Consider the following 24,974-nt stretch of genomic DNA (forward strand, 5'->3'; position numbering starts at 1 on the left):
GACCCCGCAACAATGTTGAGTCTGTCCGAATAGGACACTTCGCGGCGCCGGAACCAGGCGGCACGAGCCGGCGAGGGCAGCAGAGGGCGTCGCTAGTCCGAGTAGCCGGGTGGCAGGGGAGTGGGGCGCAGGGCGCGATCCATTCCCGCGGCGACGAATTCCGACACCGCTGCCACCGCGTGCTGCCGGAGGAGCATCACCACCCGCGGATCGGACGACGTCTCCAGGACCCGCACGCCGTCGGGAAGGGGCTCGACCTGCAGGTCGATCTGCGCGTGGTGCTCGAAGAGCTCCGCGAACAGCGGGTCGAGCTGGCGGATCGCGTCGCCGCGCGCCAGCCGCCACCGCATCCGCTCGACGTGGGTGCGGAGGTTCGCGGCGACGTCCCGGTTGGCGCTGGTGGTGGTGGCCCGGACCCCGTAGGAGTAGTGGTCCACCGTCCGTGCGATCTCCTGGTGGTGGACCAGGAGCTCGTGGATGATCCGCACGTCGCGCTCCAGATCCGGGTCCGTCTTCGGGTCCGGGGTCAGCATCCAAGGCGGTACCCCTCCCTGCTCCTCCTGCTGCGCGCACCCGGGCAGCGGCACCGCGATGGCGGCGGCCAGGGCCAGGAATACGCGTCGCGAGCATGCGCGGTGCTCACCCGCCATCGGCGGTCCCCTCGTCGCGCGGTCGGGCGGTGTCGTGGAGCAGCTCGATGACCTCGGCGTCGGAGGTCTGGGCGAAGTCCCGGTACCACTGGCCGATCGCCATGAACCAGCCCGGTGTCTCCAGGCAGACCTGCTCGTCGGTCACCTCTTCCAGCCGTTCCAGGGCGTGCGGCGGCGCCACCGGCACGGCCAGCACCACGCGGGCCGCGCCCTGCTCGCGCGCGACGCGGCAGGCGGCGTGCGCGGTGGAACCGGTGGCGATCCCGTCGTCGACCACGATGGCCGTCCGCCCGGCCACATCCACGCGCCTGCGGTCGACGCGGAACAGCCTCGCGCGGCGGTCGAGCTCGACCCGCTCGCGCCGCTCCACCTCGTCGAGTTCCTTCGCGCTGACGCCGGTCTTCCACAGCACCTCGTCGTTGATGATGCGCACTTCGCCTTCCCCGATGGCGCCCATGCCGAGCTCGGGGTGGGTCGGGACGCCGAGCTTGCGGACCACGATCACGTCCAGCGGTGCCCGCAGCGCCCGGGCCACCTCGTAGGCCACCGGCACGCCGCCGCGCGGCAACCCCAGCACGACGGCGTCCGTCTCGCGGAGGTGCAGCAACTGCTGAGCCAGCCGGCGGCCGGCGTCCCTGCGGTTCTCGAACGGCACGGTGGTACCCCCTCCGCCCGAGCATGGCCCGGCGAGAGCCGGGGGCACAGGGGCATCGGTACTCAGCCGCGGCTTCCATCCCGTCGAACAGGTTCGCGACCGTCCTGGGTGCGCATCGGTCAGCGGTCAGACGAGGTGGCCGAACACGACCAGGTTGTCCTCATAGCTGCGGCGCGTCTCGTCGAAGTCCCCGCCGCAGGTGATCAACCGGATCTCGGGGCGCGCCACGTCGCCGTACACGGCCTCGGTCGGGAACCGGTCTTTGGCGAACCGTTCGACGCGGTCGACGACGTAGGTGACCCGTGACCCGTCCCGGCGGTCGACCTGGATCTGGTCACCGGGACGGAGGTCGCGCAGCCGGTAGAACACGCCGGCTTCGGTGTAGGAGTCGACGTGGCCGAGCACGACGAAGGGGCCGATCTCGCCCGCGCCGGGCCCGCCGTCGTACCAGCCCGCCTGCCCGGGTTTCTCGATCGGGGGAACCTGCACCGTGCCGTCCGCGTTCAGGCCGAGCGGGACGAGCGTCGACGCCACCCGGATGGCCGGGATCGCGATCCCGGTCGGGTGGGGATCGCCCGGGGCGGCCGTCGCCGGTCCGGGCGGGACCGGTCCGGCGGCCGCGATCGGCGGCGGCGTGGAATCAGCGTCCGCCGGGCCGAAGAACGCCGAGCCGGCCGCGGTGATCAGCAAGATGCACCACATGGCCAGAACTGCGGGCCGCATGCTCCCCACCCCCGCCGTTTCCGGTGCCCGCGCCGATCGCGGGCCTTCGCGGGGAATGGTGGTGCGCGCTTCTCGAAGCGCGCACCACCATTCCGATTCGGGTCAGCGCCGGGACTCGGCGCTCCGGCGACGGAGCGCGTAAGCGCCTCCGGCCGCCAGGGCGACGGCCGCCGCACCGCTGGCTGCCAGCAGCGGGGCGGTGGCACCGGACTCGTCGTGTGCCGTGGCTCCGCCGCCCGCCGGCACGGCGCCCACCGGCTTCTGCTCGACCTGCGGCCGCTGCTGCGGCTTCATCGGAACGGTGGGCTTGGCCGTCGGCTGCGGCCTGACCGAGGTCGGCCTCGCCGTCGGCGACTCTTGCGCCGGTTGCTGGGCCGGCTGCTGGGCCGGCGGCGCCGGAGGTGCCGGAGGTGCCGGAGGCGGTGCAGGCGGCAGGGCAGGTTGCTCGACCGGCGGCTTGACCGGCGGCTTGACCTCCTCCGGCGGGCAGTCCTCGAAGCAAGGCGGCGGCTTCGGGCAGTCCTCGGGTTTGCACTCCGGTGGCTGCAGGCAGTCTTCCGAGTTTTCGCACTGGTCATCGGTCGTTGACACCAGCGGTGGCTTCGCCATATTCCCTTCGGCGTTCCCCACAGGAGTCAGGCCGATCGACGTACCCAACACAAAGGCGGCGATCCCGCCAAGGCGAACAAGCGTTGAGGACACTCGAGCCTCCCTTTGATCATTCGAGCGAGAATCCCGCATCCGAGATCTTTTCCCCGATCGCCTCGCTAGATCTGAAGGCGACTATTCGTAACGGTAAGCACCGTCATTCGGGTTGGCAGCGGCAGCAATGCATGATCATACGATCGGGGTGCTGTTGATATGTCCAATTGGGAATACTCTTCACGCAAGGTGAGATCGACACCGATGCAGTGCTCCGATCACTCCGTTGGTCGTCGATCGACGCCGCGAAACCAGGGGGAATCGTCACAGATCGTCACCATTGGATTGCGTCGTGAGGCGACGATCGTCCATTTAGCCAGATCGTCCGCAAATGTGATCTGGCCACTTTGGAGATCAATTCTTCCGGGGCTGCCGAGAAATGATTTTGAGAAATGATCGAGACTGTTGATCTGTGGTGATCGTGCGGCGCGGGATATTCGCGATCAATTTTCGATCAATTTTCGATCAATTCGCGCGAGGATGTTCCCCAAAGTGCCCTGAAAAGCCGGAAAGGTGCTGTGCGGACGCCGTGCGGCGCCGCCAGTCATCGGCGGTGATCAGGTATCGGTGGTGTGGCCTGTCGTATTCGACGCATTCGCCGTGGAACCGGAATCCGAGCTTGTCGAGCACGCGCGCCGATGCCGGGTTCCGCGGGTCGACGACCGCGGTCAGCCCCGGCAGGTGGAGCCGGCCGAACGCCGCGGCGAGGCAGACGTGTCCGACCTCGGTGGCGAGGCCGTGCCCCCATCGTCGGCGCGCCAGGGTGTAGCCGAACTCCGCGCCGCCCTCGTGCGCCTCGAATCCGGCGTCGCCGATGAGGTCGCCCGTCGAGCGCTCGATCACGGCCCAGAACGAGTAGCCGTGCGAGCGTTGGTGCTGGATGTAGTCGTTCACCATCGTCGCGCTCTCCGTCGCCGAGGCCGCGTTCCCGTACGCGACGTAGCGCATCACCTCGGGATCGCCGTAGACCGCGTGGATCGCGGCGTGATCTTCGGTCCGGAACGGGCGGACCTGCAGGCGGGCGCTCATCAGCGGGAACCGGATAGCCACGCGGCAACCCTTTCGCGTTCGCGAGGCGGAAGGCAAGCCATTAACCGCGCCGCGAGGCGCGCTATGGTGACCGCATAGTCGATTTCGGTCACTACGAGCCGGAGGTGGTTCCGTGCCGCGACCGCTGATTCCCGACCGAGTGGGCGCAATCCTCGACGCGGCCGAGGATCTGGTGCTGCGCGACGGTTTCGACGGCGTGAGCGTCGAGCGGATCGCTCGCCGAGCGGGGATCAGCAAGGGCGCGATCTACCGCGAGTTCGACGGCAAGCACGAGCTGATGGACGCCCTGCTCACCCGGTGCATGCGCCGCCTCGCCGAGCGGGTGCGCCAACGCGTCGTCGCGGCGCCGGCGCCGGTCGGCCTGAGCGCCGTCTACCGGTTCGGGCTGGAGGCGTTGCTCGACGACGCGCTGATGACCGCCGCGTTCCTCGACGACGAGGCGGTTCTCGGCTCCCACGCCCGCGCGGTCGGCGGCGATCGGTACCGGCAGCGCTTCGCCTGGATCACCGACTACGTCGAAGCCCTCCACGAGGCCGGATCGTTGGCGACCGACGCCCGGCCCGAGGCGGTTTCCCTCGCGCTCTCGTCGTTCACCATCGGCCTGCTGTCGGTGAACTCCATGCTCGGGCCGCTGACCCGGGATCAGCTCGCGGCGGCGGTGGACGTGGTGATCACCTTCGTCGAGCGGGGGCTGGAACGCCCGCCCGAACCCGCCGCGACCGACGCCCACTTGCTGCTCCTCGGCCGCCTGACCGAGCAGCTCGGCACCGACCAGGAGGGACGGCCATGACCGGCTTCGCCACCGTCACCGATCTCGAACTCGCCGGCGGCCCGGTGCGGCTGTTCGCCGCGGGCGCCGAGGAACGCGAACCGGTCCTGCTGCTGCACGGGGCGATGCTCGACACCGTCGAGCTGCTCTGGCATCGCGTCCTCCCGGCGCTGGCCCGCACGCACCGCGTCTACGCGATCGACCTGCCGAAGCACGGCGGCAGCCGGCCGTGGCAGCGGACGGTCGACCAGGAGTTGTGCGAGCTCGTCGTGGAGCAGCTCCTCGACCACCTGGGCATCGAACGGATCTCCCTGGTCGGCCATTCCATGGGCGGCGGCATCTCGCTCGGGTTCAGCCTGCACCACCCGGAACGCGTTGCCCGCGCGGTCTTCTCGGCACCCGGTGGGATCGGCGCCCGGCGCCCGGCGCAACTCGCCACCTGGCTGGCGCTGCGGACGCCCGGCCTGCTGAGCGCGTCGAGCCGCTACCTGGCCAACTCCGCCACCATGATCCGCCGGTCGATGGTGCGCGGTCTCGCCGCCGGTGCGGCCACCGAAGGTTTCGACCGGATCGTCGAACTCGCCCGCGCCGAGGTGCAGGCCAAGGCCCGCCATCGCGAAAAGGCGCTCGACGACTGGCAGATCCTCGCCTACGGGCCCTTCGGCATGCGGCTGGACTTCTTGCCGGAGCTGGGGCGGCTGGCCGTGCCGAGCTTGTGGTTGCGCGGATCGGACGATGCGCTCGTCGGTGACCGGGAGGTCCGGCAGGCGGCCGCGGCGGCGCCGGGCGGGAGGTTGGCGGTCGTAGCCGGTGCCGGGCACCTGCTCCCGCTGGACCGGCCCGGCGAATTCCACCGGCTCATCGCCGAATTCCTGGCCGAGGACCAATCGTGAGCGGCCCTGGCGTCAGGACCGGTCGCCGGTGGCTTCGGGTGCCCGGACCCGCAGCATGGCCAGGAGCCCGAGCACCAGGATGAGGACGATCCCGGCCATGCCCGCGCGTTGCGTGCCGAAGATCGCGATGAAGCCGCTGAACGCCAGCGGCCCGAGGAAGCTCACGGCCCGACCGGTCGTGGCGTAGAGCCCGAACGTTTCGCCTTCGCGGCCGGGGGCGGCGATGCGCGCGAGGAAGGTCCGGCTGGCCGATTCGGTCGGCCCCAGGAAGGCCGCCAGCAGCAGCCCGCACACCCAGAACGCGGGCTTGCCGGGCAGCACCACCAGCGCCGATCCCACCACGACCAGTCCGGACAGCGCCGTGACGATGACGGGTTTCGGCCCGAACCGGTCGTCCGCGCGTCCGCCCAGGAACGCACTGGACCCGGCGACGAGGTTCGCCGCGATGGCGAAGACCACCACCTCGCCGGGGCCGAAGCCGAAGGTGCCCGCGGCGATCACGCCGCCGAAGGTGAAGATCGCGGCCAGGCCGTCCCGGTAGAGCGCGCTGGCGACCAGGAATCCGAGCGTCTGCCGGTCGCTGCGCCACATCCGCGCGATCCGCTGGCCGAGCACCCGGTAACTGTCCAGGAACGACCGATGCATCCGGTTCGCGGGAGCGGGTGCTTCCGGGACGACGAGGAGCACCGGCAGCGCGAACAGCGCGAACCACGCGGCCGCGAACAGCGCCACGGCACGGATGTTCAGCCCGCCCTGCGAGGTCACGCCGAACAGGCCGACCTCGGGCTGCACGAAGCCGAACAGCACCACCGCCAGCGCGATCAGCCCGCCGAAATAGCCCATCGCCCAGCCGAAACCGGAGACGCGGCCGATCGTCGCGGGCGTCGAGACCTGGAGCAGCAGCGCGTTGTAGTTCACGCCCGCGAACTCCACGAACACGCTGCCCGCGGCGACCAGGGCCAGGCCGAGCAGCAGGTACGCCGAGTCGTCCTGGACGAAGAACAACGCCGCGGTGCAGGCCACCACGAGCGCGGTGTGCACCGCCAGCCACCTCTTGCGGCGCCCGCCGGCGTCGCTTCGCAGGCCGGTCACCGGCGCGACCAGCGCGATGCACGCCCCAGCGATCGTGAGCGTGACGCCGAGCGCCGCCGAGCCGCCTTGCGGATCGTTGGCCACCGAGCCCGTCAGGTACACGGTGAACACGAACGTGAGGATCACGGTGTTGAACGCCGCCGAGCCCCAGCCCCACAACGACCAGCAGAGCACCGAACGCCAGTCCCACCGGGCCGCAACGCCCGGATTCGCAGCCACGTCCATCACGCGATCAGACCAGCCCGCCGCCACCCGGGCCACTCGGCGGAATCCGCGTCACCGCCGGGTTCACCAGCGGATTCGGGGAAGCCGGGCGCCTCGGCGGCGCCGAGGAACCCGGTCGTTCACCCCTTGACGCACACGACCTGCTTCAGGTGGGTGACCACCTCCACCAGGTCGGTCTGCGCGGCGACCACCGACTCGATGTCCTTGTATGCGGCCGGGATCTCGTCCACCACGCCCTCGTCCTTGCGGCATTCCACCCCCGCGGTCTGCGCCTCCAGGTCCGCGGCGGTGAAGGTCTTCCGGGCCTTGGTCCGCGACATGCGCCGGCCCGCGCCGTGCGAGGCCGACTCGAACGACCGCTCGTTGCCGAGGCCGCGCACGATGTAGGACCCGGTGCCCATGCTGCCCGGGATGATGCCGAGATCACCCGCGCCCGCCCGGATCGCGCCCTTGCGCGTGACCAGCAGCTCGACGCCGTCGTAGCGCTCCTCCGCCACGTAGTTGTGGTGGCAGGAGATCGGCGTGTCGAACCTGGTGCCCGGCACCGTGTCCGCCACCGCGAGCTGCACCAGCGCCAGCATCGTGGCCCGGTTGCGCGCCGCGTAGTCCTGCGCCCAGAACAGGTCCCGGCGGTACGCCTGCATCTCCGGGGTGCCCGCGACGAACACCGCGAGGTCCGGGTCCGGCAGGTCCGCGTTGTGCGGGAGGCGCCGGGCGATGTCGATGTGCCGCTTCGCCAGCTCGTTGCCGATGCCGCGGGAACCGGAGTGCAGCATCAGCCACACCCGGTCGGCGTCCGGGCCGCCCTGTTCGAGGCAGACCTCGATGAAGTGGTTGCCGCCGCCGAGGCTGCCGACCTGCGCCCGCGCCCGGTCCTGGAGGCTCTGCACGCCCGGGTGCAGGTCGCCGAAGGCGGACCAGAACTCCCGCCACCCGCCGACGCCCGGCACGCGCGCCGGGTTCACCGGCGTGCGGTGCATGGCGAAACCGACCGGCACGGCCGATTCGATCCGCCGCCGCAGGACGCCGAGGTCGTCCGGCAGGTCGGCGGCCGTCAGGGACGTTCGCACCGCGCTCATCCCGCAGCCGATGTCGACGCCGACCGCAGCAGGGGACACGGCGTTGCGCATGGCGATCACGCTGCCGACGGTGGCGCCCTTGCCGTAGTGCACGTCCGGCATCACGGCGAGGCCGTGCACCCACGGCAGGTTGGCGACGTTGTGCAACTGGCGCATCGCGGCGTCTTCCACGGACTGCGGGTCTGCCCACATCCGGATCGGTACCCTTGCGCCTTCGACTGCCGCGTACATCTTTCTTCCTGACTCCCGGTCGACTTGACCCGGCAATGATCGCGGGTTTTCCCCAGCAGTGCCACCGAATTAACCGAACTCCCGCGAACTGCTCACGTTGGACAGTCGAACGCCGGCCGGGAACGTCCTCTGAGGACACGCTGTCCCGGGGTCGACGCGCGCTGGTCGCTCGCGCGACACCGGATCATCACCGCGGCGACGCGAAATCGGCAGTAACCTCCCCTGCATGACCCGCCGCATCGAGTACCGGAGCACCTACGAGTGGCCCGCCGCCCGGGTGTTCGCCGTGCTGATCGACCCCGACTACCTCCGCGAGCGGCTGCGCGTGCTCGGCGGCGACAACGAACTGCTGGAGCACGAGGCGACCGAGACCGGTGCGCGGTTCCGGATCCGGCAGGGCGTGCGTGCCGAAGCGGTTCCGGCGATCGCCCGCACCGTCGTCGGCGGCGATCTCGCGATCGACCGCGCCGAGGAGTGGCGGCGCGAAGCCGACGGGAGCTTCGCGGGCGAGGTGACGGCAGGAGCCCTGGTGATGCCGCGCGCGATCACGGCGGTGCAGCGCTTGCGCGCCTCGCCCGGGGGTGCGGCCTGCGAGTTCGCCGTCGAGGGCGAGGTGAAGGTGGCCATCCCGCTGCTCGGCGGCAAGTTGGAGGGCCTCTTCGCCGGCGAGGTGCGCGGTCTGCTCGAGTCCGAGCACGAGTTCACGGTCGGGTGGCTGGCCGAGCAGGGCTGAGGTGGCGGCTCGCCGGAAAACCGTTCGAGCGGGCCGGAAGCCGTTTGCTACGGTGACTCCGATCGGAGCAAGGGAGACCAGACGTGGTTGGTGACGACGACATCTCCGGGTGATGCCCGGACGTGAACGGCCGCCGGTGGGCGCGCGGGAGCGCAGCCGCCGTGTGGCGATCTTGTCGTCCCGTTCTTAGCCGCCGGGCGCCCCAGGCGTGCCCGCATCACCACGAGGGTTCTCGCATGTCCGATGCATTCATCATCTGCTCCAACCTGTCCTTCTCCTGGCCCGACGACACCCCGGTGTTCCAGGACCTGTCGTTCACCGTCGGCGGCGGGCGCACCGGGCTGGTCGCGCCCAACGGCGCGGGGAAGAGCACGCTGCTCAAGCTGATCGCCGGCGAGTACCGGCCCGGCGCCGGGATCGTTGCCGCCGAGGGCGTGCTCGGCTACCTGCCGCAGACCCTGCCCCTGCTCGGCGATCCGACCGTGGCCGAGGTCCTCGGGATCGCTCCGGTGCTCCGGGCGCTGGCCGCGATCGAGTCCGGGGACGCCGACGAGGAGCACTTCACCACGATCGGCAACGACTGGGACATCGAGGAGCGCACCCGCGCCCAGCTGGACCGGCTGGGCCTCGGGGACGTCTCCCTCACCCGCCGCCTGCACACGCTCAGCGGCGGGCAGGTCATCTCCCTCGGCCTCGCCGCGCAGCTGCTGAAGCGGCCCGACGTGCTGTTGCTCGACGAACCGACCAACAACCTCGACCGCGACGCGCGCCGCAAGCTCTACGACGTGCTCGACGACTGGAACGGCTGCCTGCTGCTGGTCAGCCACGACCGGGCGCTGCTCGACCGGATGGACCGCATCGCCGAGCTCGAGCGGGGAGAGGTCCGCTTCCACGGCGGGAACTTCACGTCGTACGAGGAGGCGGTGCGCGCCGAGCGGGAGGTCGCGGAGAAGAACATCCGCAGCGCCGAGCAGGAGGTCAAGCGCGAGAAGCGGGAGATGCAGCAGGCCCGCGAACGAGCGCAGCGCCGGGCCAGCAACGCGGCCCGGAACATCGACAGCGCCGGGCTGCCGAAGATCGTCGCCGGCGGGTTGAAGCGGCGCGCTCAGGAATCGGCGGGCAAGGCGAACGACACGCACGCCGCGCGGCTCAGCGATGCCAAGACGCGCCTCGACGAGGCCGAGCGGTCACTGCGCGACGAGCAGCGGATCACGCTGGAACTGCCCGGGACCAACCTGCCGGCCGGGCGCACGGTCTTCCTCGGCGAGCGGCTGCAGGTGCACCGCGGCGAGCGGGCCCTGTTCGCCGGCGACGGCGTCGACCTCGCGATCCGCGGGCCCGAGCGGATCGCGCTGACCGGGCCGAACGGCACCGGGAAGTCCAGCCTGCTGCGCGTGATCAACGGCGATCTGGCGCCGTCCGGGGGGAGCGCGAAGCGGGCCGACGGGCGCGTCGCCTACCTGTCCCAGCGGCTGGACCTGCTGGACCTCGACCGCACGGTGCTGGAGAACCTGGCGGCGTTCGCGCCGGGAATGCCCGAGGCGCAGCGGATGCACCTGCTCGCCCGGTTCCTGTTCCGGGGCTCCCGCATCCACCTACCGGTCGGTGTCCTCTCCGGCGGCGAACGCCTGCGCGCCACCCTGGCCTGCGTCCTGTTCGCCGAGCCGGCGCCCCAGCTGCTGCTGCTCGACGAGCCGACCAACAACCTCGACCTGCTGAGCATCGGGCAGCTGGAAAGCGCGCTCACCGCGTACGAGGGCGCGTTCGTGGTGGTGAGCCACGACGAGCGGTTCCTCGCGAAGATCGGCGTGGACCGCTGGCTCCGGCTCGCCGACGGCCGGCTGCTGGAGACTGCGGCCCCCGACGGCGAATCCCTTTAGCCGCTGGGGAATCACCAGCCGGCGGCGGTCCGGACCTTCTCGGCGAGGACCGCCGGCGGCTCGTGCGAGGAATCGAGGACGAGGTCGTCGAGCCCGGCCGCGTCGATGATGCCGGCGAGCTCGGTCGTGCGATCCAGGTGCCAGCGCAGGCCGGGCTCGTCGTCGGAGTGTCGCCGCTGGAGGCGGTCGCGCGCGACGGCCGGTTCGACGACGAGCCGGACCAGCAGGATCGGCGTCGAACCGAGCGCCGCCTGATAGCGGGCGACGGCCGAGCGCTGCTCGATCACGCCCGCGACGATCAGGTGCCGCGCGCCGGCCCGCCGGTAGTTGGCGGCCAGATCGCGCAGGTTCCGCAGTTCGAGCGCGTGGTTGAACGGGTCGTCGGCGGGGCTCGGCCAGCACTGGCGGATGTGGTCGAGGTCGATCAGCGCGTGGGGCAGGCCCGCCCGCACCTCGATCTCGCCGATCGCCTCGGCGAGGGTGGACTTGCCCGCGCCGACGGTTCCGTTGATGAAGACGACGTCGAATCCGGTCATGGCTTCCTCGGGGACCTCCCGCTACTGCGCGGGCGTGCGCAGGGCGGCGACCGCATTGGCGAACATCGTGGACTTGATGGCGCTCAGGGTGGCTCGATCCTTGCCCGCCAGCGGGCGGACGATCTCCGCTGCGTTGCGGACGACGTCGGCCTCGGTCGCGGTCTCGTCGACCAGACCGAGGTCGCGGGCCTGAGCACCGCCGAAGCGGCGGCCGGTCGTCATCGACGCGACCGCCGCGGCCGGGGTGATCTTGCCCTGGATGAGCGCGGCCATCCCGGGCGTGAACGGGATGTTGATGTCGGCCTCGGGGAAGCAGAAGTAACCGCGGTTGGCGCGCATGACCCGGAAGTCGTGCGCCAGGGCCAGCATCGCCCCGGCGCCGAAGGCGTGGCCGTTGATCGCGGCGACGGTGGGGACCGGCAGGGTCAGCACGCGGGCCAGCAGCTCGTGGATCTCCGTGCGGTAGGCGTCGAGCTGGTCGTAGTTGTTCAGCAGCCAGTCCAGGTCGAGCCCGTTCGAGTAGAACTTGCCCTGCCCGGTGGTCACGAGAGCGCCGGGGGACGGGGCGTCGACGACGGTGTCCAGCAGCGAGTGCACCGTCTTCAGCCACTCCGGGGAGAAGCGGTTCTCGTCGTCGCCGAGGTCGAGGACGTAGACGTCATTCTCTTCGCGGAGCTCGGGCATGGTCAGTCCTTTCCGGGGATGTGCATGGTCTTTCGCGCCGGTCGGGCGGCGGGAAGGCGAGGACCGCTCGGACGGCCGCATCGAGGCGGCGGCGCGCGTCGGCACTGATCTGGGTGGTGCCGTCCGCGGTGGGGGCGGTCAGTTCCCGGCGGAACAGCGCGGTCGGCAGGTCGACCACGCAGGTGGTGATCACGTCGACGCCGGGGCCGTCGCGCCGGTCCCAGAGCGCTTGCGCGAGGCGGCGCATCAGCGACACCAGCCGCCGGTCGAGGCCGAGGAGCTCGTCGGCGAGTTCCGTCGGCAGTTCCGGGCCGAGCAGCTGGTCCCGGCGCACGGTCATCAGCATCCTGGCGGCGGCCGGCCGCCGGTTCGCGAACGCCGCCGGGGTGTCGGCGGCGGCGACGACCGCGTTCACCGCCGCGTCGAGGCCGGGCAGTTCCCCGAGCGCATCGTCGACGAGTTCCTTCTGCAGTTCGAGGAATTCGGTCGCGGCGCGCAGCCAAAGCCTGCCCCGCAGCGTCGCGAGCGAGCCGAAGGCGTGGTAGATCGCGCCGTTGGACATCCCGGATTCGGTGGCGAGCCGCCGGATCGTGAGCCGCTCGGGGCCGCCTTCGGCGATGAGCCGTTCGGCGGTGTCGAGCAGCCGGTCCAGGTCATGCGTGCGTGGTCGAGGCACGCCGCCAACATAACAGAGCACGTGCTCTGGAACTGCGATGGTGACGCGCACCACTCGCCCAGTGGTGGCGGGGAGGGGCTTGAGCGCGGTTCGAGGAGGAGATGTCCGATCGTCGCCGAACGCACCCGATTCCCTTGCCGCGTAGGTGGTTCAGGCCGGGCGCGACGTGGCCGCCTTGGGGGCAGGGCGCCGATTTCGCGCGAAATCGGCGCTCCGCATGAGGGCGGGTTGGCGATTTCGCGCGAAATCACCACCGGTCCCATGCGCCCGGGACCGGGGCACCTGAGGACGGTTCAATGTCGGGGAAATCGCGCCGGGACCGGGTGATCAGGGTTTGCGGGCGAGGCCGCCGATGTGCATCGCGTGCGCCGGGTTCTGCGGGTCGGGGACGTCGCCGCCGGGGCGCCACTGGTTGTTCGGCACGAGTCCGGGTTCGATCAGTTCCAGCCCGTCGAAGTAGCGGATCTGCTCGTCCCAGGTGCGGAAGCAGCGGGTTCCCATGCCGCTCTCGGCGAACACGCGGGCCAGCTCCTGGGCGCGCGGCTCGCCGGTGCCGCAGGTGTTCGACACCAGCAGGTAGCCGCCGCTGGGCAGCCGGTCGCGGATGCTGGCCGCGACGCCCTCCGGGTCTTCCTCGTCCTCGAGGTGCATGAGGATTCCGCCCAGCAGCACCGCGAACGGCTCGGTGGCGTCGATCAGCCGCTCCGCCTCGGGGTGCTCGAAGATCGTGTCCGGGCGGCGCAGGTCCGCGTTGATCACCGTGGTGGTGGTTTCGTTCGCCAGCAGCGCTCGGCCGTGGGCTAGCACGATCGGGTCGTTGTCGACGTAGAGCACGCGGGTCTCGGGCGCGATCTCCTGCGCGACCTCGTGCACGTTGCCCGCGGTGGGCAGGCCCGACCCGATGTCCACGATCTGCCGGATGCCCGCCTCGCCCACCAGGTACTTGACGGCCTGGCGGAGGAAGCAGCGGTTGGCCTGCGCCAGCAGCGGCGTCTCCGGGACCACTTCCATCATGGCCTCGCACGCCGCGCGGTCCACCGCGAAGTTGTCCTTGCCGCCGAGGCAGTAGTCGTAGACCCGTGCGATCGAGACTTCCTCGGTGTTGACGTCGACGAGTTCCGGTGGCTCCTGCCCGGTGTCGAGCAGTCGTTCCAGCGGCCCCCTGGGTTCAGTCACTCGCCCCGTCCATCCTCGTCGCGGTAAAAGTGTCACCGACGTTACAACATCGACTCGGCCCGCCTGGCACTTCCGTGGAGATCGTGGACCGCGTTTCGCTCGATCCGCCACGAATTGCGTCGAACGGAGCAGAAGCGGTTCGCCCCGTGGTTCGCGCCGATTGCCGCCGATGGGCAGGTTCGTGCTGTTGAGGAGCGGCCCGGCCGTACTACGACAACGCCGCCGAACCGCCGCCCCGGGGTGGGGCGGCGGTGGAACGCGCCTGCGTGGAGCGGGTCTGCTGCCTTGCCCGGCCGAGGTTCACCGACGCGGACTGGGTGAAGCCCGGCCGGATCTACCAGGTCCTCCCCGGCTGGCAGGCCGACTCGCCCGACGTGGCCAGGTGGTTCTCGACGACCGAGGACGGTGCGCACCCGTGGGCCTCGGTAGAACCCTAGGGGTTGCAGGTCTGCGGCGTGCTGCCCGCCGGCATCTGGCGGGAGTGGGAAGTCCGGTTCAGCCAGGCCGTCGCAGACGCGCGCCTGCCCAGGTTCAGCTGACGTCCCGCCAGGAGCCCGCGGCCGCCGCGGCCTTCACGTACTCGCTGAAGTCGCGGGGTTCCCGGCCGAGGGCGCGCCGCACGCCGTCGGAGACGTGGCTGTCCATGTCCCGCCGGAGCGGTGCCACCGCCTCGGCGAAGTCGGCAGCGTCTCCCCGCGACCAGCCCGAGGCCGTCAGCTCGGCGACGAAGTCCTCCGGCGACAGCGGGACGTAGCGGATCTCGCGGCCGGTGGCGGCGGAGATCTCGGCGGCGGCCTCGGCGATGGTCACCGCCCGGGGGCCCGACAGCTCGTAGATCTGCCGGTCGTGGCCGTCCTCGGTGAGGGCCGCCACCGCCACCGCCGCGATGTCCTCGGCGTCGACGAAGGTCGCCGCGCCGTTGCCGGCCGGTAGCCGCAGCTCACCGGCCAGGATCGCGTCCCGGAAGAAGCCCTCGTCGAAGTTCTGCGCGAACCACCCGGGCCGCACGATCGTCCACTCGATGTCGAGGTCCCGGACCGCGGCTTCGCCGTCGATGTGCGTCTGGGCCGCCGGGTTGCGCGTGTCGGCGTATCCGGGCACGTCCACGCCCCGCCCGGAGAGCAGGACGAGCCGTCGGACGCCGAGTTCCACGGCGCGTTCGACGAACGGGCGGGTGAGCAGCTCGCCGTCGAAGGGCACGAGGTAGACCGCGCGCACGCCTTCGAGCGCGGTGTCCCAGGTGCCGCGGTCGGTCCAGTCGAAGCGCCGGTCGCCGGAGCGCGACGCGGTGAGGGCGGGCAACCCCGCCGCGCGGAGCCGGGAAACGATGCGGTGGCCGGACTTGCCGGTGCCGCCGATTACCAGGATCTGTTGTCCAGTCACGAAATCGAGTCAACCGCCGGATGAGGCGGCCGACCATGTTCGAGCGGCTCGCCCGCATGTTCCCGCGTCTATCGTGGCGTCCATGGACGGGGTTGCCGAGCTGCTGGCCGGGGCCCGGGCGCGGGGCGCGCTGTTCCGCCGGGCGATCATGAATCCGCCGTGGTCGCTGCGGTTCGACAGCGGCGCGCGGCTGACGCTCGCCGCGATGCTGCGCGGCCGGGCGTGGATCGTCCCGGCCGAGGGCGAGCCGGTGCAGATCGGTCCCGGCGACATCGCGATCATCCGCGGACCGGCGCCGCACCTGGTCGCCGACGACCCGGGCACCCGGCCGCAGGCCGTGATCACCAGCGACTACTACTGCGCCCCGATCGGCGGCGAGCCCGTCGCGGACACCGAGCTGGGCGTGCGCTCCTGCGGCGTCGGGCCCGACGGTTCGGCCCTGCTGCTCAGCGGCGCCTACGACGATCAGAGCGGGATGAGCGCGCGACTGCTCCAGGCGCTGCCCGACGTATTGGTGATCGCCGACGCGGACTGCCCCAGCCCGATGCTGGACCTCGTTGCCGCGGAGGTCGCGGTCGACCGCCCAGGGCAGCAGCTGGTCCTCGACCGGTTGCTGGACCTGCTGCTGGCCTCCGCGCTGCGCGGCTGGTCCGACCAGGGGCGTGCGCCCGCGTGGTTCCGGGCGATGGCGGATCCGGTCACCGGGCGGGCCCTGGCGCTGCTGCACGACGATCCGGCCCATCCGTGGACCCTGGCGGACCTGGCGGCCAAGACCGGCGTCTCCCGCGCCGCGCTCGGTCGCCGCTTCTCCGCAGAGGTGGGGGAGCCGCCGATGGCCTACCTCGCAGGGTGGCGCACCGCCCTCGCGGCCGACCTGCTGCGCGACACGGACGCGACGCTGGGCGCGATCGCGCGGAAAGTCGGCTACGGCAACGCCTTCGCGCTCAGCGTCGCCTTCAAGCGCATCCGCGGCACCACCCCGACCGAGCACCGCACCGCATCGCGCGACGGCCGAACAGTCGCGGCCGGCAGTGCTACGACATGATCGGCTGCGCGAGCCCGGCGAGCAGGGCGTGGAGCGTCCGGCTGGGATTGTCCTTGCGGTACAACAGCTCGACGTTCGTGTGCAGCTGAGGGGTGAACTGCACGATGCGCGTGCCGGGCACCGGCGCGCGCTCGGCGTGCCACCGGTCGGTGAACGCGCACCCGAGGCCGGCTCCGGCCATCTGCTCCCAGACGAGGCGCTCGTCGGTCTGGCACACCACGCGCGGGCGCAGGCCGAGCGAGCTGAACCAGGCGTCGAGCTGACTGCGCCGGTAGCCGCTCGCGGGCACGATCAGCGGCAGCCGGGCCAGGTCCTGGTGCGGCAGGGGAGTGGCCGCCGGAATCCCGTCCGGGCACAGCAGCACGATCTCGCGACGCCCCAGCGACAGGGTGGCGAGGCCATCGGCGGTGGAGAACTGGTGCGGTGACGGGATTTCGACGATCCCGGCCGTCGCCTGGCCGTTGCGCACGACGGCCGCCACCTCGGCCGGCCCGTCGAGCCGTTCCAGCAGCACCGTCGCAGTCGGGCACCGCTCGGCCAGCACCCGGAGCAGTCGCGGTGCCGCACCGGCACCGAGCGTGGGCGTCGCGGCCAGCACGAGTTCGCGCTCGTCGCCCAACGACAGGATGTCCGCGACGTGGCCGAAGATCGCTCTTGCGTGGGCGGTGACCGCGAGCCCGGCCGGTGTCGGGTACAGGCGCCGTCCTTCGGACGCCAGCAGCGGGGTGCCCACCTCCCGCTCCAGCGCCCGCACCGCGCGGCCGAGCGCCGGCTGCGAGACGTGCAGCGCGCGGGCGGCAGCCGTCATCGTGCCGTGCTCGACGACGGCGGCGAGGTAGTGGAGCTGCTGCAGGTTCATGCCGATAGAGCATGTAAGCAAGCCCAACCGGACTTGGACAAGTGCTTGGTTGGGTCGATCCAATGGATGAGCCGGTTTTCCCAGCGAAGGGGCGAATCCATGAGAAGGATCTTCAGATCGGCGGCCGCCTCGGCGGTCGCCGTCGCGTTCGTGACCACGACGGCGTCCGCCGCACCCGAACAAGAACCGCTCGACGTGCTGCTGACCGACGACGACGGGCACGCGGCGCCCACCTTGGCGGCGTTGAAGCAGGCGTTGACCGCGGCCGGGCACCGGGTCACGGTGGTGGCCCCGTGCGACGACCAGTCCGGCAGCGGCACCCAGCTGTCCTCGAACTACGCGTCCGGGGAGCCGGGGCCGGAGAACACCATCACCGCCGAGCAGCTGGCGCCCGATGTCTGGTCGGTGTGCGGATCTCCCGGCGACGCGGTGCTTTTCGGGCTGCAGCACGTCTTCACCTCGGGACCGCCGGACGTCGTGGTCTCCGGCGCCAACCCGGGCCAGAACTCCGGTGCCGTGGCGAACCACTCCGGCACGGTCGGCGCCACGATCACCGCCGGTGAGATGTCGATCCCGGCCATCGCGATCAGCGTCGAGATCGACCTCACCGCGAACCCGCCGCAGCTCGGGAACGTGGCCGCCGCGGCCGACTACACCGCCCGCGTGCTCGATCGGTTGCAGGGCACGTCCGGCGGCGCGGCGCTGCTGCCCGAGCACGTGAGCCTCAACATCAACTACCCGGTGGCGCCCGAGGTCAAGGGCACACGGGTCACGAAGACCGGTCGCAACGCGTTCGTCCGGCCGAAGTACGAGCGCACCGACCTGTGCGAGAACTGCTACGTGATCCGGCCCGAGGTGGACCTGTCCCGGGACCCGGTGGCCGACTCGGACAACAACGCGCTGGCGGCCGACTACGTCTCGATCACCCCGCTGGACGGCGACTGGACGGCCTCCGACGGAGTCCGCTCCTCGATCCGCCAACGGCTCGGTACTTTGCGCTGAGCCGTCACGGGCAGCTCCGGGTGTCCAGCGACACGGTTCCCGTCGCGTAGCCGTGCTTGTCGAGGAGCCTGCCGACGAGCTTCACCGGCCGGACGACGATGCTGCGGTCGACGATGTCCAGGTGCGGCAAGCGGCGCGCCATGTGCGTCTCGAGCTCCTGCACGTCGATCAGGGAACGCAGCCACACCGCGATGATCAGGTTGTACGGGCCGGCGGTGGACGTGACGGCGCGGACCTCCGGGATCCGGGCCAGCGCGCGGGCGGTCTCCTCCAGGTGCGCCGGCGACACCCTGGCGAAGAACCAGGCGTAGACCGGCCAGCCGGACAGCTTCCGCGCGAGCTCGCAGCGCAGCCGGAGCTGCTGGTTGGCGATCAGCCGGGCGAGCCGCCGGCGCACCGTGCTGGTGCTCGTCGCCGCCGCTTCGGCGAGGGTGCCGACCGGCGTCCGCCCGTCGGCGGCCAGGGCCACGGCGATCGTCCAGTCCGCGTCGCTCAGCGGCCCCGGGGCCCGGTCGCCGGCCTCGTCGGCCTCCCGGATCATCCGTGCGACCTGGTCGTGGTCGAGGGCGCGCAGCCGCCACCGGCTGGCCTCCGTGTACGCCCGGACCACCAGGTGGCTGCGCACCTGCCGCAGGTGCTCGACGCGGGTCATCCGGTCCAGCAGGTAGCCGGACAGGACCTCCGGGCTGGGGGTGTTGACCGTGACCAGGACATCGCGGCCGCCGGCGGTGACGTCGACCGTCATCGCCTGCGGATCGGTCGCCAGCTCCCGCGCCACGGTCAGCCCGCGGCCCGGCTCGCACTCGATCTCGACGAACGCGTTGGCCTGGGTGGGGGAGATCGGCGGGTAACCGGAGATCCAGGCCAGGCCGGACCGCTCCAGCCGCGCCCACCGGCGCGCGGCGGTGACCGGGTCGATCCCGAGCACGGCGCCCACCTGCGACCAGGCGGCGCGGGGGGCGATCTGCAAGGCGTTGACGAGCTGGAGGTCCAGTTCGTCGAGGGAGGTGGCTTGATCCTGCATCTGGGCCGTGATTCTGCTGCGTTCCTGCGTTTGGGCTAATGAAAGAGTCTCATCGCTCACCCTTCGTGTCCAGGTTGGCGGCCGACATCGAGGAGCGTGCAGTGGGCCATCAGGGCATCGAGGGCGACATCACGGCCTACCGGGGGCTGGTGCGGGCCGAGCAGGAGGCGTGGCGGGAGCGGCTGCTCCGGCTCAGCCACGACCTGCACGCCGAGCCGGAGCTGTCGTTCGCCGAGCACCGTTCGGTGACCAAGGTGACCGACGTGCTCCGCGAGGCCGGCTTCACCGTCGAGCCCGGCCCGGCGGACGTGCCCACCGCGTTCACGGCCGAATACGGCGCGGGCGAGTTCACCGTCGGCATCTGCGCCGAGTACGACGCCCTGCCCGACATCGGGCACGCGTGCGGGCACAACATCATCGCCTCCGCCGCGGTCGGCGCGGCGATCGGGCTCGCCGCCGTGGCCGACGAGCTCGGCGTCCGGGTGAAGGTGGTCGGCACCCCGGCCGAGGAGCACGGCGGCGGCAAGGTGCTGCTGCTGGAACGGGGCGTCTTCGACGACGTCACGGTCGCGATGATGGTGCACCCGGCCCAGTACGACACCCACCCCGGCCACTTCTCCAGCCAGGCGGTGAGCCGGTTCGCGGTGACCTACGGCGGCCGGGCCTCGCACGCCGCGGCGGCCCCGCACCTGGGCGTCAACGCCGCCGACGCCGCCGTCGTGGCCCAGGTGGCGATCGGCTTGCTGCGCCAGCAGATCACCGCGGAGTGCCGGATCGGCCTGTTCGTGCGCGAAGGCGGCACGGTCACCAACATCATCCCCGAACGGTCCGTCGTTGACTGCGAGGTGCGCGCGTTCGACTTCGACGAGATGGCGGCGCTGAAGCAGCGGGTGCTGGCGTGCTTCGAGGCCGGGGCGCTGGCGACCGGGACGACGATGGCCGTCGAACCGACCGAACCGGACTACGCCGAGCTGGTGCAGGAGCCGGAGATGTCGGAGCTCTTCGCCGCGCACATCGAATCGCTGGGCCGGGAGCTCCGCGACACCCGTGGCACCCGGGGCGGCTCGACGGACATGGGCAACGTCTCCAAGGTGTTGCCCAGCATCCACCCGAGCATCGCGATCATCGGCTGCGAGCACCCGCCGCACACGCACGGCTTCGCCGCCGCGGCGGCCACCCCCGCCGCCGACGACGCTGTCTTCGACGGAGCCGTCGCGATGGCGCTGACCGCGGTCGACGTGGCGATCGATCCGGTGCTGCGGCAGAAGTTCCTGGCCGAACAGGCCACGCGCGGCACGGCCGCGACGCGGGTCTGACCGCCCCGCCTAGTTCCCAACACTCCTGGCGACCACGGAGGAAGCCATGTCCGGCATGACGGTTGCGCGGAAGCTGCCGCGTCCGACCCGCGGTTCGCGCGGGCGACTGGCCTTGTTCGCGCTGCTCGCGCTCGTCCTGGCCGCGGCCGCCGAAGCCATCGGTAGCCACAAGGTCGCCATCGGTCCCGGCGCGATCACCCTGTTCCCGATCATCTGGGGCCTGCTGCTCGGGGCCGTGGTGAGCATCCAGCGGTTCCGCCCGGTGCCCGTCGGCATGCAGCGCGCCGCCACCTACGTGGTGGAGATGGGCGTGCTGCTGCTCGGGGTGCGGCTGGCGTTCGTGGTCGGCCACGAGCTGCCGGTGCTGAAGCAGGCGAGCTTCGCGCTGCTGTTCCAGGAGATCGGTCACCTGTTCGGCACCGTCGCGTTGTCGCTGCCGCTCGCCGTAATCCTGCGGATGGGGCGGTCCGCGGTGGGCGCGTGCTTCTCCATCGACCGCGAGGGCTCGTTCGCGATGGTGTCCGAGCGGTTCGGGCCCGACTCCGAGGAATACCGCGGCGTGCTCGGCATGTACATCTTCGGCAGCGTCGTCGGCGCGTTGTACGTGACGCTGCTCGCGAGCCTGCTGGCGGGCAGCGGGATCCTCAGCCCGCTGGCGCTGGCGATGGGCACCGGCGTGGGGTCCGGCTCGGTGATGGCCGCCTCGTCGGCCGCGATCGCCGCGCAGTACCCGGAGCTGGCGAACCAGATCGTCGCCCTGGCCACCGTGAGCAACCTCGTGACCAGCCTCGCCGGCGTCTACATCGGCATGTTCGTCGCGCTCCCGCTGGCCGACCGCTTCTACGAGCTGCTCACCCGCGGCCGCAAGATCGAGCCCGCGGCCGCCCCGGACCTCTCGGCGGCGGAGTTCGAAAGCGGCAGCCCGAGCCGGGTCCGGCCGTTGCCGGCGATCCTCATCGCGCTGGTGACCATGTTCGTCTCCAACGCCGTCCACGCGGGCGGTGTCGAGCCCCGCGCGCTGCTCGGCTTCGCGCTGGTGGCGGCCGTCGTCTTCGCCGGGCTGGGGATCAAGCGGCTGACCAAGCTGCCCGCCGTCGCCGGGACCTCCGCGCTGGCCATCCTGCTCACCTCGCCGATCTCCCCGGTCGCCGACGCGGTGATGTCGCTGGTGAAGCCGGTCGAGTTCCTCGCGATGGCGACGCCGATCCTGGTCTTCGCGGGCCTCAGCATCGGCAAGGACCTGCCCGCGCTCAAGCGGATCGGGTGGCGGATCGTCCCGGTGGGGCTGATGTCCTTCGCCGCGTCGTTCCTCGTCTCCGCCCTGATCGCGCAGGTGTTCCTCGGCTGACCGGGCGAGCGGCGGCTGCGGCGAAGAGATCTTGCGGTGATCCGCTCCGGGTTGTCTGATGACGTCATGCGCAGGACTGGCGCTAACGCGCTGATCGCGGCACTGACGGCAGGCTCGCTGATGCTGGGCAATCCCGGGGCGACCGGGCACGGAGCGTTGGGCGTCGACCTCGACACGGTGACGATTCCCGAGCTCCAGGCCAGGATGTCGCGCGGATCGCTCACCTCGTCGGAGCTGACCGCCGCCTACCTGGAGCGGATCCGCACCATCGATCCGAAGATCAAGGCGGTGCTGCGCACCGATCCGGCGGCGATGGCCCAGGCGGCCGCGAGCGATGCCCGGCACCGCCGCGGCACCGTCCTCGGTCCGCTCGATGGAATTCCCGTGCTGCTCAAGGACAACGTGAACACCCGCGATCTGCCGACGACGGCGGGCTCGCTGGCGCTGGCCGGGAGCCCGCCCGGCTCGGACGCGGTCCTGGTGACCCGGTTGCGGGACGCGGGCGCGGTCATCCTCGGGAAGACGAACCTGTCCGAGTGGGCGAACTTCCGTGCCGGGAAACCCACCTCCGGGTGGTCGGCGGTGGGTGGGCAGACCCGCAACCCGTTCGTGCTGGACCGCAACCCGTGCGGTTCGTCGTCGGGTTCCGCCGCCGCGCTCGCCGCGTCGCTGGCGCAGGTGGCCATCGGCACGGAGACCGACGGCTCCATCGTGTGCCCGGCGGGGATGAACGGGGTGGTCGGACACAAGCCGAGCCTCGGCCTCGTCAGCCAGTCCGGCGTCGTGCCGATCTCGGCGGAGCAGGACACCGCGGGGCCCATGGCGCGCAACGTCATCGACACGGCGCTGACCTTCGCGGTGCTGCAGGGCGAGGAGAGCGCATTCTCGCCGCCGGGCGACCTGCGCGGCAAGCGGATCGGCCTGTGGCGGCTGCCGTCGCTCGGGCCGGACGTCGATGCCGTGATGACCGCCGCTGCGCAGCGGCTCACCGCGGCGGGCGCCGCGGTGGTGGAGGTGACCCCGCCCTATCAGGCCCGGCTTGGCGAGCTGGAGTTCCCGGCGCTGCTGAGCGAGTTCCACCGCGACATCGACGCGTACCTCGCGACCCGGCAAGGCCCCCGCGACCTCGCCGAGCTGATCGAGTTCAACCGCCGCACCCCGGCTGAGCAGACCTGCTTCGCCGGCCAGGAGCTCTTCGAACAGGCGCTCGCCGCGCCGCCGACGACCGATCCGCAGTACCAGGCGATGCGCGCCGAGCTGGCGGACCTCTCCCGGCGCTCGATCGACGAGACCTTGGCCGAGCACGCCCTGGACGCCATCGCCGCGCCGACGAACCCGCCGGCGTGGACCACCGACTGCGAGCGCGGCGACAACGACGTGATCCCGTCCTCGACGCCGGCCGCGGTGGCGGGCTACCCGTCGGTCTCGGTGCCCGCGGGTTCCGTCGGCGAGCTCCCGGTCGGCTTGCTCCTCATGGCAGGTGACCGGCAGGATGCCGAGCTGCTGTCGATGGCGGCCGCCGCCGAGCGCGAGCTGAAGGCCTGGCGGGCCCCGCGCTACTTGCCGACGGTGGGGCCCGACCCCATCGGCTGACGCGGCTTCCACGTGCCGGATGAATCGTTCCGCCGGCATCGTGCCGGTGGGCGGACTTCCGCGCCTTTCATGGGAATCGCGCGCCGCCTGTCGTCCGATCCGGTAGCGGGGCGCTGCGCGCCCTGGGCGGCCGTGTGGCCCCGGCGTTATGGTGCGCAGGTCCGCGGTGTTCGGCTCGAACACCGCGTGCTTGGGGGAACTGATGCGGGATTGTGCGCCACACCTCGGAAGGACCGCGGACGTGCTTTCACCGGCCGTCCGCAGGCGCTGCGCCGTTGCCCGGTGCGCGCGCCGAGGAGGCACTCCGCAAGGGAAGGATGGATCGTCGTGACCGATGTCGCAGAGTTCGCGCTGTCCAGCCTCGCAACGGTGGTCCGGATCGAAAAGCCCTGGGGCTACGAGGAGATCTTCGCCGTGGTGGCGGGCCGCTACGTCGGCAAGGTGCTGCACATCCGGGCGGGCGAGTCGATTTCGTTGCAGTACCACGAGAAGAAGGAGGAGACGATCGCCGTGCAGTCCGGCATCGTGCTCCTCGACCTGGGACCGAACCGCGATTCGCTGGTCCGGATGGAGCTCGACCCCGGCCAGACGGCGAGCATCCCGTCCGGCGTCGTGCACCGGGTCACCGCGGTGTCCGACGCCGTCCTGCTGGAGGCGTCCACGGCGGAGCCGGGCTGGCAGGCGGACGTCGTCCGCCTGGAGGACGAGTACGGCCGCGCCACGACCGCGGCCTGGTGACATGCGGCGTCACGGGCGGAGTTCGGCGAAGATCTCGAGACGGCGTGCGTGGTAGGCGAGGTCTTCCGCGTCGTGCGCGACGCCGAGCCGCCGCTGCTCGTGGAAGGACACCACCTCGCGGCGCAGCCGGTGCCGGATGAGCTGCGCCAGGGTTTCCTCGTCGAGGAGCCCGGCGGGCCCGTCGGCTGCGGCATAAGCCTGCACGAACGAGCGCACCGCCGCGGTGTCGATCGCGGGCTCCTGCTCGGCCCATTCCAGGGCGGCGTAGGCGACCTCGACCGCGGGCGGGACCACGCACGCCTCGTCCCAGTCCACCACGGCCGTGAGGGCGCCTCCGTCGGTCAGCGTGTTGCCCGGGTAGAAGTCGCCGTGCACGGCCTGGCGTTCCCGGTGGGTGCGGTGGAATTCCGCCAGCCACGAATCGAGTTCCGGGTCCGCGAGAGCCGGTTCCGCCGGCGGTTCGGACCCGTCCAGGCCCGGTTCCAGGCCGGACGGGACGGGCCGCGGCGGCGGCTGCATCCCGGCCAAGGAGCGGTGCAGCCGCGCGAGCAGCGAGGCGGCCTGAGCCGGGGCGCCGGGCGTTTCGCGGGTCGGCCACCTGCCCGGGACCAGCGGCCAGACCGACATCGGGCGGCCGTCGACCCGGACCACCGCGCGCCCGTCGGCCGTGGCGACCGGAGCGACCACCTCCGGCACCTCGGTCGAGGCGTGCGCGGCGATGGCGTAGCACCACTCGGCTTCTTCCGTGCCGCGCCATTCCGGCCCCACCCGGACGACGTGGTCGCCGACGGCGAACGCGGCGGACTCCTCGCCGCCGTGCAGCCGGACGGGATCGCCCGGGAACCGCAGCCCCCAGTGGGCATCGAGCGCCCGCCGAGTGCTTTCGGTGAACGGGATGTCTGTGAACGGCAC

The 24,974-nt window shown here is 71.5% G+C and carries 26 protein-coding genes; 11 read left to right on the top strand and 15 right to left on the bottom strand.

The window, feature by feature from the left end; all coding sequences use genetic code 11:
* Positions 1-92: 92 nt before the first annotated feature.
* The 5 genes from E1288_RS02135 to E1288_RS02155 all read right to left on the bottom strand — a co-directional run bounded on the left by E1288_RS02135 (position 93) and on the right by E1288_RS02155 (position 3,780).
* Positions 93-650 carry a hypothetical protein gene (locus E1288_RS02135; protein WP_132479826.1) on the bottom strand — a complete coding sequence of 186 codons (558 nt, stop codon included), beginning with the start codon at positions 648-650 and terminating at the stop codon, positions 93-95.
* On the bottom strand, positions 640-1,305 hold the full coding sequence (locus tag E1288_RS02140; RefSeq protein WP_132479829.1) for a phosphoribosyltransferase: 666 nt from the start codon (positions 1,303-1,305) through the stop codon (positions 640-642). Before E1288_RS02140 ends, E1288_RS02135 begins: the two co-directional genes overlap by 11 nt.
* A gap of 126 nt (positions 1,306-1,431) precedes the next feature.
* A complete protein-coding gene (locus E1288_RS02145; protein WP_235883281.1) occupies positions 1,432-2,028 on the bottom strand; it encodes a class F sortase in 597 nt (198 codons plus the stop codon).
* 102 nt (positions 2,029-2,130) lie between these two features.
* Entirely contained in the window at positions 2,131-2,322 is a 192-nt protein-coding gene (locus E1288_RS46705) for a hypothetical protein (protein WP_165967944.1), read from the bottom strand.
* Between the two features lie 873 nt (positions 2,323-3,195).
* Positions 3,196-3,780 carry a GNAT family N-acetyltransferase gene (locus E1288_RS02155; RefSeq protein ID WP_207954128.1) on the bottom strand — a complete coding sequence of 195 codons (585 nt, stop codon included), beginning with the start codon at positions 3,778-3,780 and terminating at the stop codon, positions 3,196-3,198.
* Positions 3,781-3,892: 112 nt separating this feature from the next.
* Between E1288_RS02155 and E1288_RS02160 the strand changes: the two genes are divergently transcribed.
* Positions 3,893-4,570 (top strand): TetR/AcrR family transcriptional regulator, encoded by a 678-nt coding sequence (locus E1288_RS02160; RefSeq protein WP_132479832.1) that lies wholly within the window; start codon positions 3,893-3,895, stop codon positions 4,568-4,570.
* On the top strand, positions 4,567-5,442 hold the full coding sequence (locus E1288_RS02165) for an alpha/beta fold hydrolase (RefSeq protein WP_132479835.1): 876 nt from the start codon (positions 4,567-4,569) through the stop codon (positions 5,440-5,442). The genes E1288_RS02160 and E1288_RS02165 overlap by 4 nt, the downstream gene beginning before the upstream one ends.
* 12 nt (positions 5,443-5,454) lie before the next feature.
* On the opposite strand, the gene E1288_RS02170 is transcribed toward E1288_RS02165, so the two are convergent.
* Positions 5,455-6,759: an MFS transporter gene (locus tag E1288_RS02170; RefSeq protein ID WP_132479838.1), complete on the bottom strand. Its 1,305-nt coding sequence runs from the start codon at positions 6,757-6,759 to the stop codon at positions 5,455-5,457.
* Positions 6,760-6,878: 119 nt separating this feature from the next.
* Positions 6,879-8,069, bottom strand: a complete 1,191-nt coding sequence (locus E1288_RS02175; RefSeq protein WP_132479841.1) for an RtcB family protein — start codon at positions 8,067-8,069, stop codon at positions 6,879-6,881.
* A gap of 226 nt (positions 8,070-8,295) precedes the next feature.
* Between E1288_RS02175 and E1288_RS02180 the strand changes: the two genes are divergently transcribed.
* Together E1288_RS02180 and abc-f are read left to right on the top strand one after the other, a co-directional pair.
* The gene (locus E1288_RS02180) at positions 8,296-8,802 is read left to right on the top strand and encodes a DUF2505 domain-containing protein (RefSeq protein WP_132479844.1); all 507 of its coding nucleotides are present in this window, start codon (positions 8,296-8,298) and stop codon (positions 8,800-8,802) included.
* A 236-nt stretch (positions 8,803-9,038) separates the two neighbouring features.
* Positions 9,039-10,682, top strand: coding sequence for a ribosomal protection-like ABC-F family protein (gene abc-f / locus E1288_RS02185; protein WP_132479847.1), 1,644 nt, complete (start codon positions 9,039-9,041; stop codon positions 10,680-10,682).
* An 11-nt stretch (positions 10,683-10,693) separates the two neighbouring features.
* On the opposite strand, the gene E1288_RS02190 is transcribed toward abc-f, so the two are convergent.
* The 4 genes from E1288_RS02190 to E1288_RS02205 all read right to left on the bottom strand — a co-directional run bounded on the left by E1288_RS02190 (position 10,694) and on the right by E1288_RS02205 (position 13,754).
* Complete coding sequence (locus tag E1288_RS02190) at positions 10,694-11,218, bottom strand: AAA family ATPase (protein ID WP_132479850.1); 525 nt, start codon at positions 11,216-11,218, stop codon at positions 10,694-10,696.
* A gap of 21 nt (positions 11,219-11,239) precedes the next feature.
* The gene (locus tag E1288_RS02195; protein ID WP_132479853.1) at positions 11,240-11,902 is read right to left on the bottom strand and encodes an enoyl-CoA hydratase/isomerase family protein; all 663 of its coding nucleotides are present in this window, start codon (positions 11,900-11,902) and stop codon (positions 11,240-11,242) included.
* A complete protein-coding gene (locus E1288_RS02200) occupies positions 11,877-12,578 on the bottom strand; it encodes a helix-turn-helix domain-containing protein (protein WP_132479856.1) in 702 nt (233 codons plus the stop codon). The genes E1288_RS02195 and E1288_RS02200 overlap by 26 nt, the downstream gene beginning before the upstream one ends.
* A gap of 327 nt (positions 12,579-12,905) precedes the next feature.
* Positions 12,906-13,754 carry an SAM-dependent methyltransferase gene (locus E1288_RS02205; protein ID WP_235883283.1) on the bottom strand — a complete coding sequence of 283 codons (849 nt, stop codon included), beginning with the start codon at positions 13,752-13,754 and terminating at the stop codon, positions 12,906-12,908.
* Positions 13,755-14,005: 251 nt separating this feature from the next.
* Between E1288_RS02205 and E1288_RS02210 the strand changes: the two genes are divergently transcribed.
* On the top strand, positions 14,006-14,191 hold the full coding sequence (locus E1288_RS02210) for a hypothetical protein (protein ID WP_132479859.1): 186 nt from the start codon (positions 14,006-14,008) through the stop codon (positions 14,189-14,191).
* A gap of 94 nt (positions 14,192-14,285) precedes the next feature.
* Here E1288_RS02210 and E1288_RS02215 read toward each other — a convergent pair whose 3' ends face one another.
* Positions 14,286-15,137: an NAD(P)H-binding protein gene (locus E1288_RS02215; RefSeq protein ID WP_132479862.1), complete on the bottom strand. Its 852-nt coding sequence runs from the start codon at positions 15,135-15,137 to the stop codon at positions 14,286-14,288.
* An 82-nt stretch (positions 15,138-15,219) separates the two neighbouring features.
* On the opposite strand from E1288_RS02215, the gene E1288_RS02220 reads away from it, so the two are divergent.
* Positions 15,220-16,182 (top strand): AraC family transcriptional regulator, encoded by a 963-nt coding sequence (locus tag E1288_RS02220; RefSeq protein ID WP_132479865.1) that lies wholly within the window; start codon positions 15,220-15,222, stop codon positions 16,180-16,182.
* On the opposite strand, the gene E1288_RS02225 is transcribed toward E1288_RS02220, so the two are convergent.
* Entirely contained in the window at positions 16,172-17,041 is an 870-nt protein-coding gene (locus E1288_RS02225; RefSeq protein WP_132479868.1) for a LysR family transcriptional regulator, read from the bottom strand. The two genes, E1288_RS02220 and E1288_RS02225, sit on opposite strands and share 11 nt — an antisense overlap.
* A 99-nt stretch (positions 17,042-17,140) precedes the next feature.
* Here E1288_RS02225 and surE point away from each other — a divergent pair, with 99 nt between their 5' ends.
* The gene (gene surE / locus E1288_RS02230; protein ID WP_165967945.1) at positions 17,141-18,043 is read left to right on the top strand and encodes a 5'/3'-nucleotidase SurE; all 903 of its coding nucleotides are present in this window, start codon (positions 17,141-17,143) and stop codon (positions 18,041-18,043) included.
* A 4-nt stretch (positions 18,044-18,047) separates the two neighbouring features.
* Here surE and E1288_RS02235 read toward each other — a convergent pair whose 3' ends face one another.
* Entirely contained in the window at positions 18,048-19,067 is a 1,020-nt protein-coding gene (locus E1288_RS02235) for an Lrp/AsnC family transcriptional regulator (RefSeq protein WP_132479874.1), read from the bottom strand.
* Between the two features lie 101 nt (positions 19,068-19,168).
* On the opposite strand from E1288_RS02235, the gene E1288_RS02240 reads away from it, so the two are divergent.
* The 4 genes from E1288_RS02240 to E1288_RS50265 all read left to right on the top strand — a co-directional run bounded on the left by E1288_RS02240 (position 19,169) and on the right by E1288_RS50265 (position 24,062).
* Positions 19,169-20,383, top strand: a complete 1,215-nt coding sequence (locus tag E1288_RS02240; protein WP_235883284.1) for an amidohydrolase — start codon at positions 19,169-19,171, stop codon at positions 20,381-20,383.
* Positions 20,384-20,429: 46 nt separating this feature from the next.
* The gene (locus tag E1288_RS02245; protein WP_207954129.1) at positions 20,430-21,731 is read left to right on the top strand and encodes a DUF3100 domain-containing protein; all 1,302 of its coding nucleotides are present in this window, start codon (positions 20,430-20,432) and stop codon (positions 21,729-21,731) included.
* A 66-nt stretch (positions 21,732-21,797) separates the two neighbouring features.
* On the top strand, positions 21,798-23,324 hold the full coding sequence (locus E1288_RS02250) for an amidase family protein (protein WP_132479881.1): 1,527 nt from the start codon (positions 21,798-21,800) through the stop codon (positions 23,322-23,324).
* A gap of 327 nt (positions 23,325-23,651) precedes the next feature.
* The gene (locus E1288_RS50265) at positions 23,652-24,062 is read left to right on the top strand and encodes a cupin domain-containing protein (protein ID WP_207954130.1); all 411 of its coding nucleotides are present in this window, start codon (positions 23,652-23,654) and stop codon (positions 24,060-24,062) included.
* Positions 24,063-24,071: 9 nt separating this feature from the next.
* Here E1288_RS50265 and E1288_RS02260 read toward each other — a convergent pair whose 3' ends face one another.
* Complete coding sequence (locus tag E1288_RS02260) at positions 24,072-24,974, bottom strand: phosphotransferase enzyme family protein (protein ID WP_132479887.1); 903 nt, start codon at positions 24,972-24,974, stop codon at positions 24,072-24,074.

The sequence above is a fragment of the Saccharopolyspora elongata genome (assembly GCF_004348985.1).
Classification (GTDB): Bacteria; Actinomycetota; Actinomycetes; order Mycobacteriales; family Pseudonocardiaceae; genus Saccharopolyspora; species Saccharopolyspora elongata.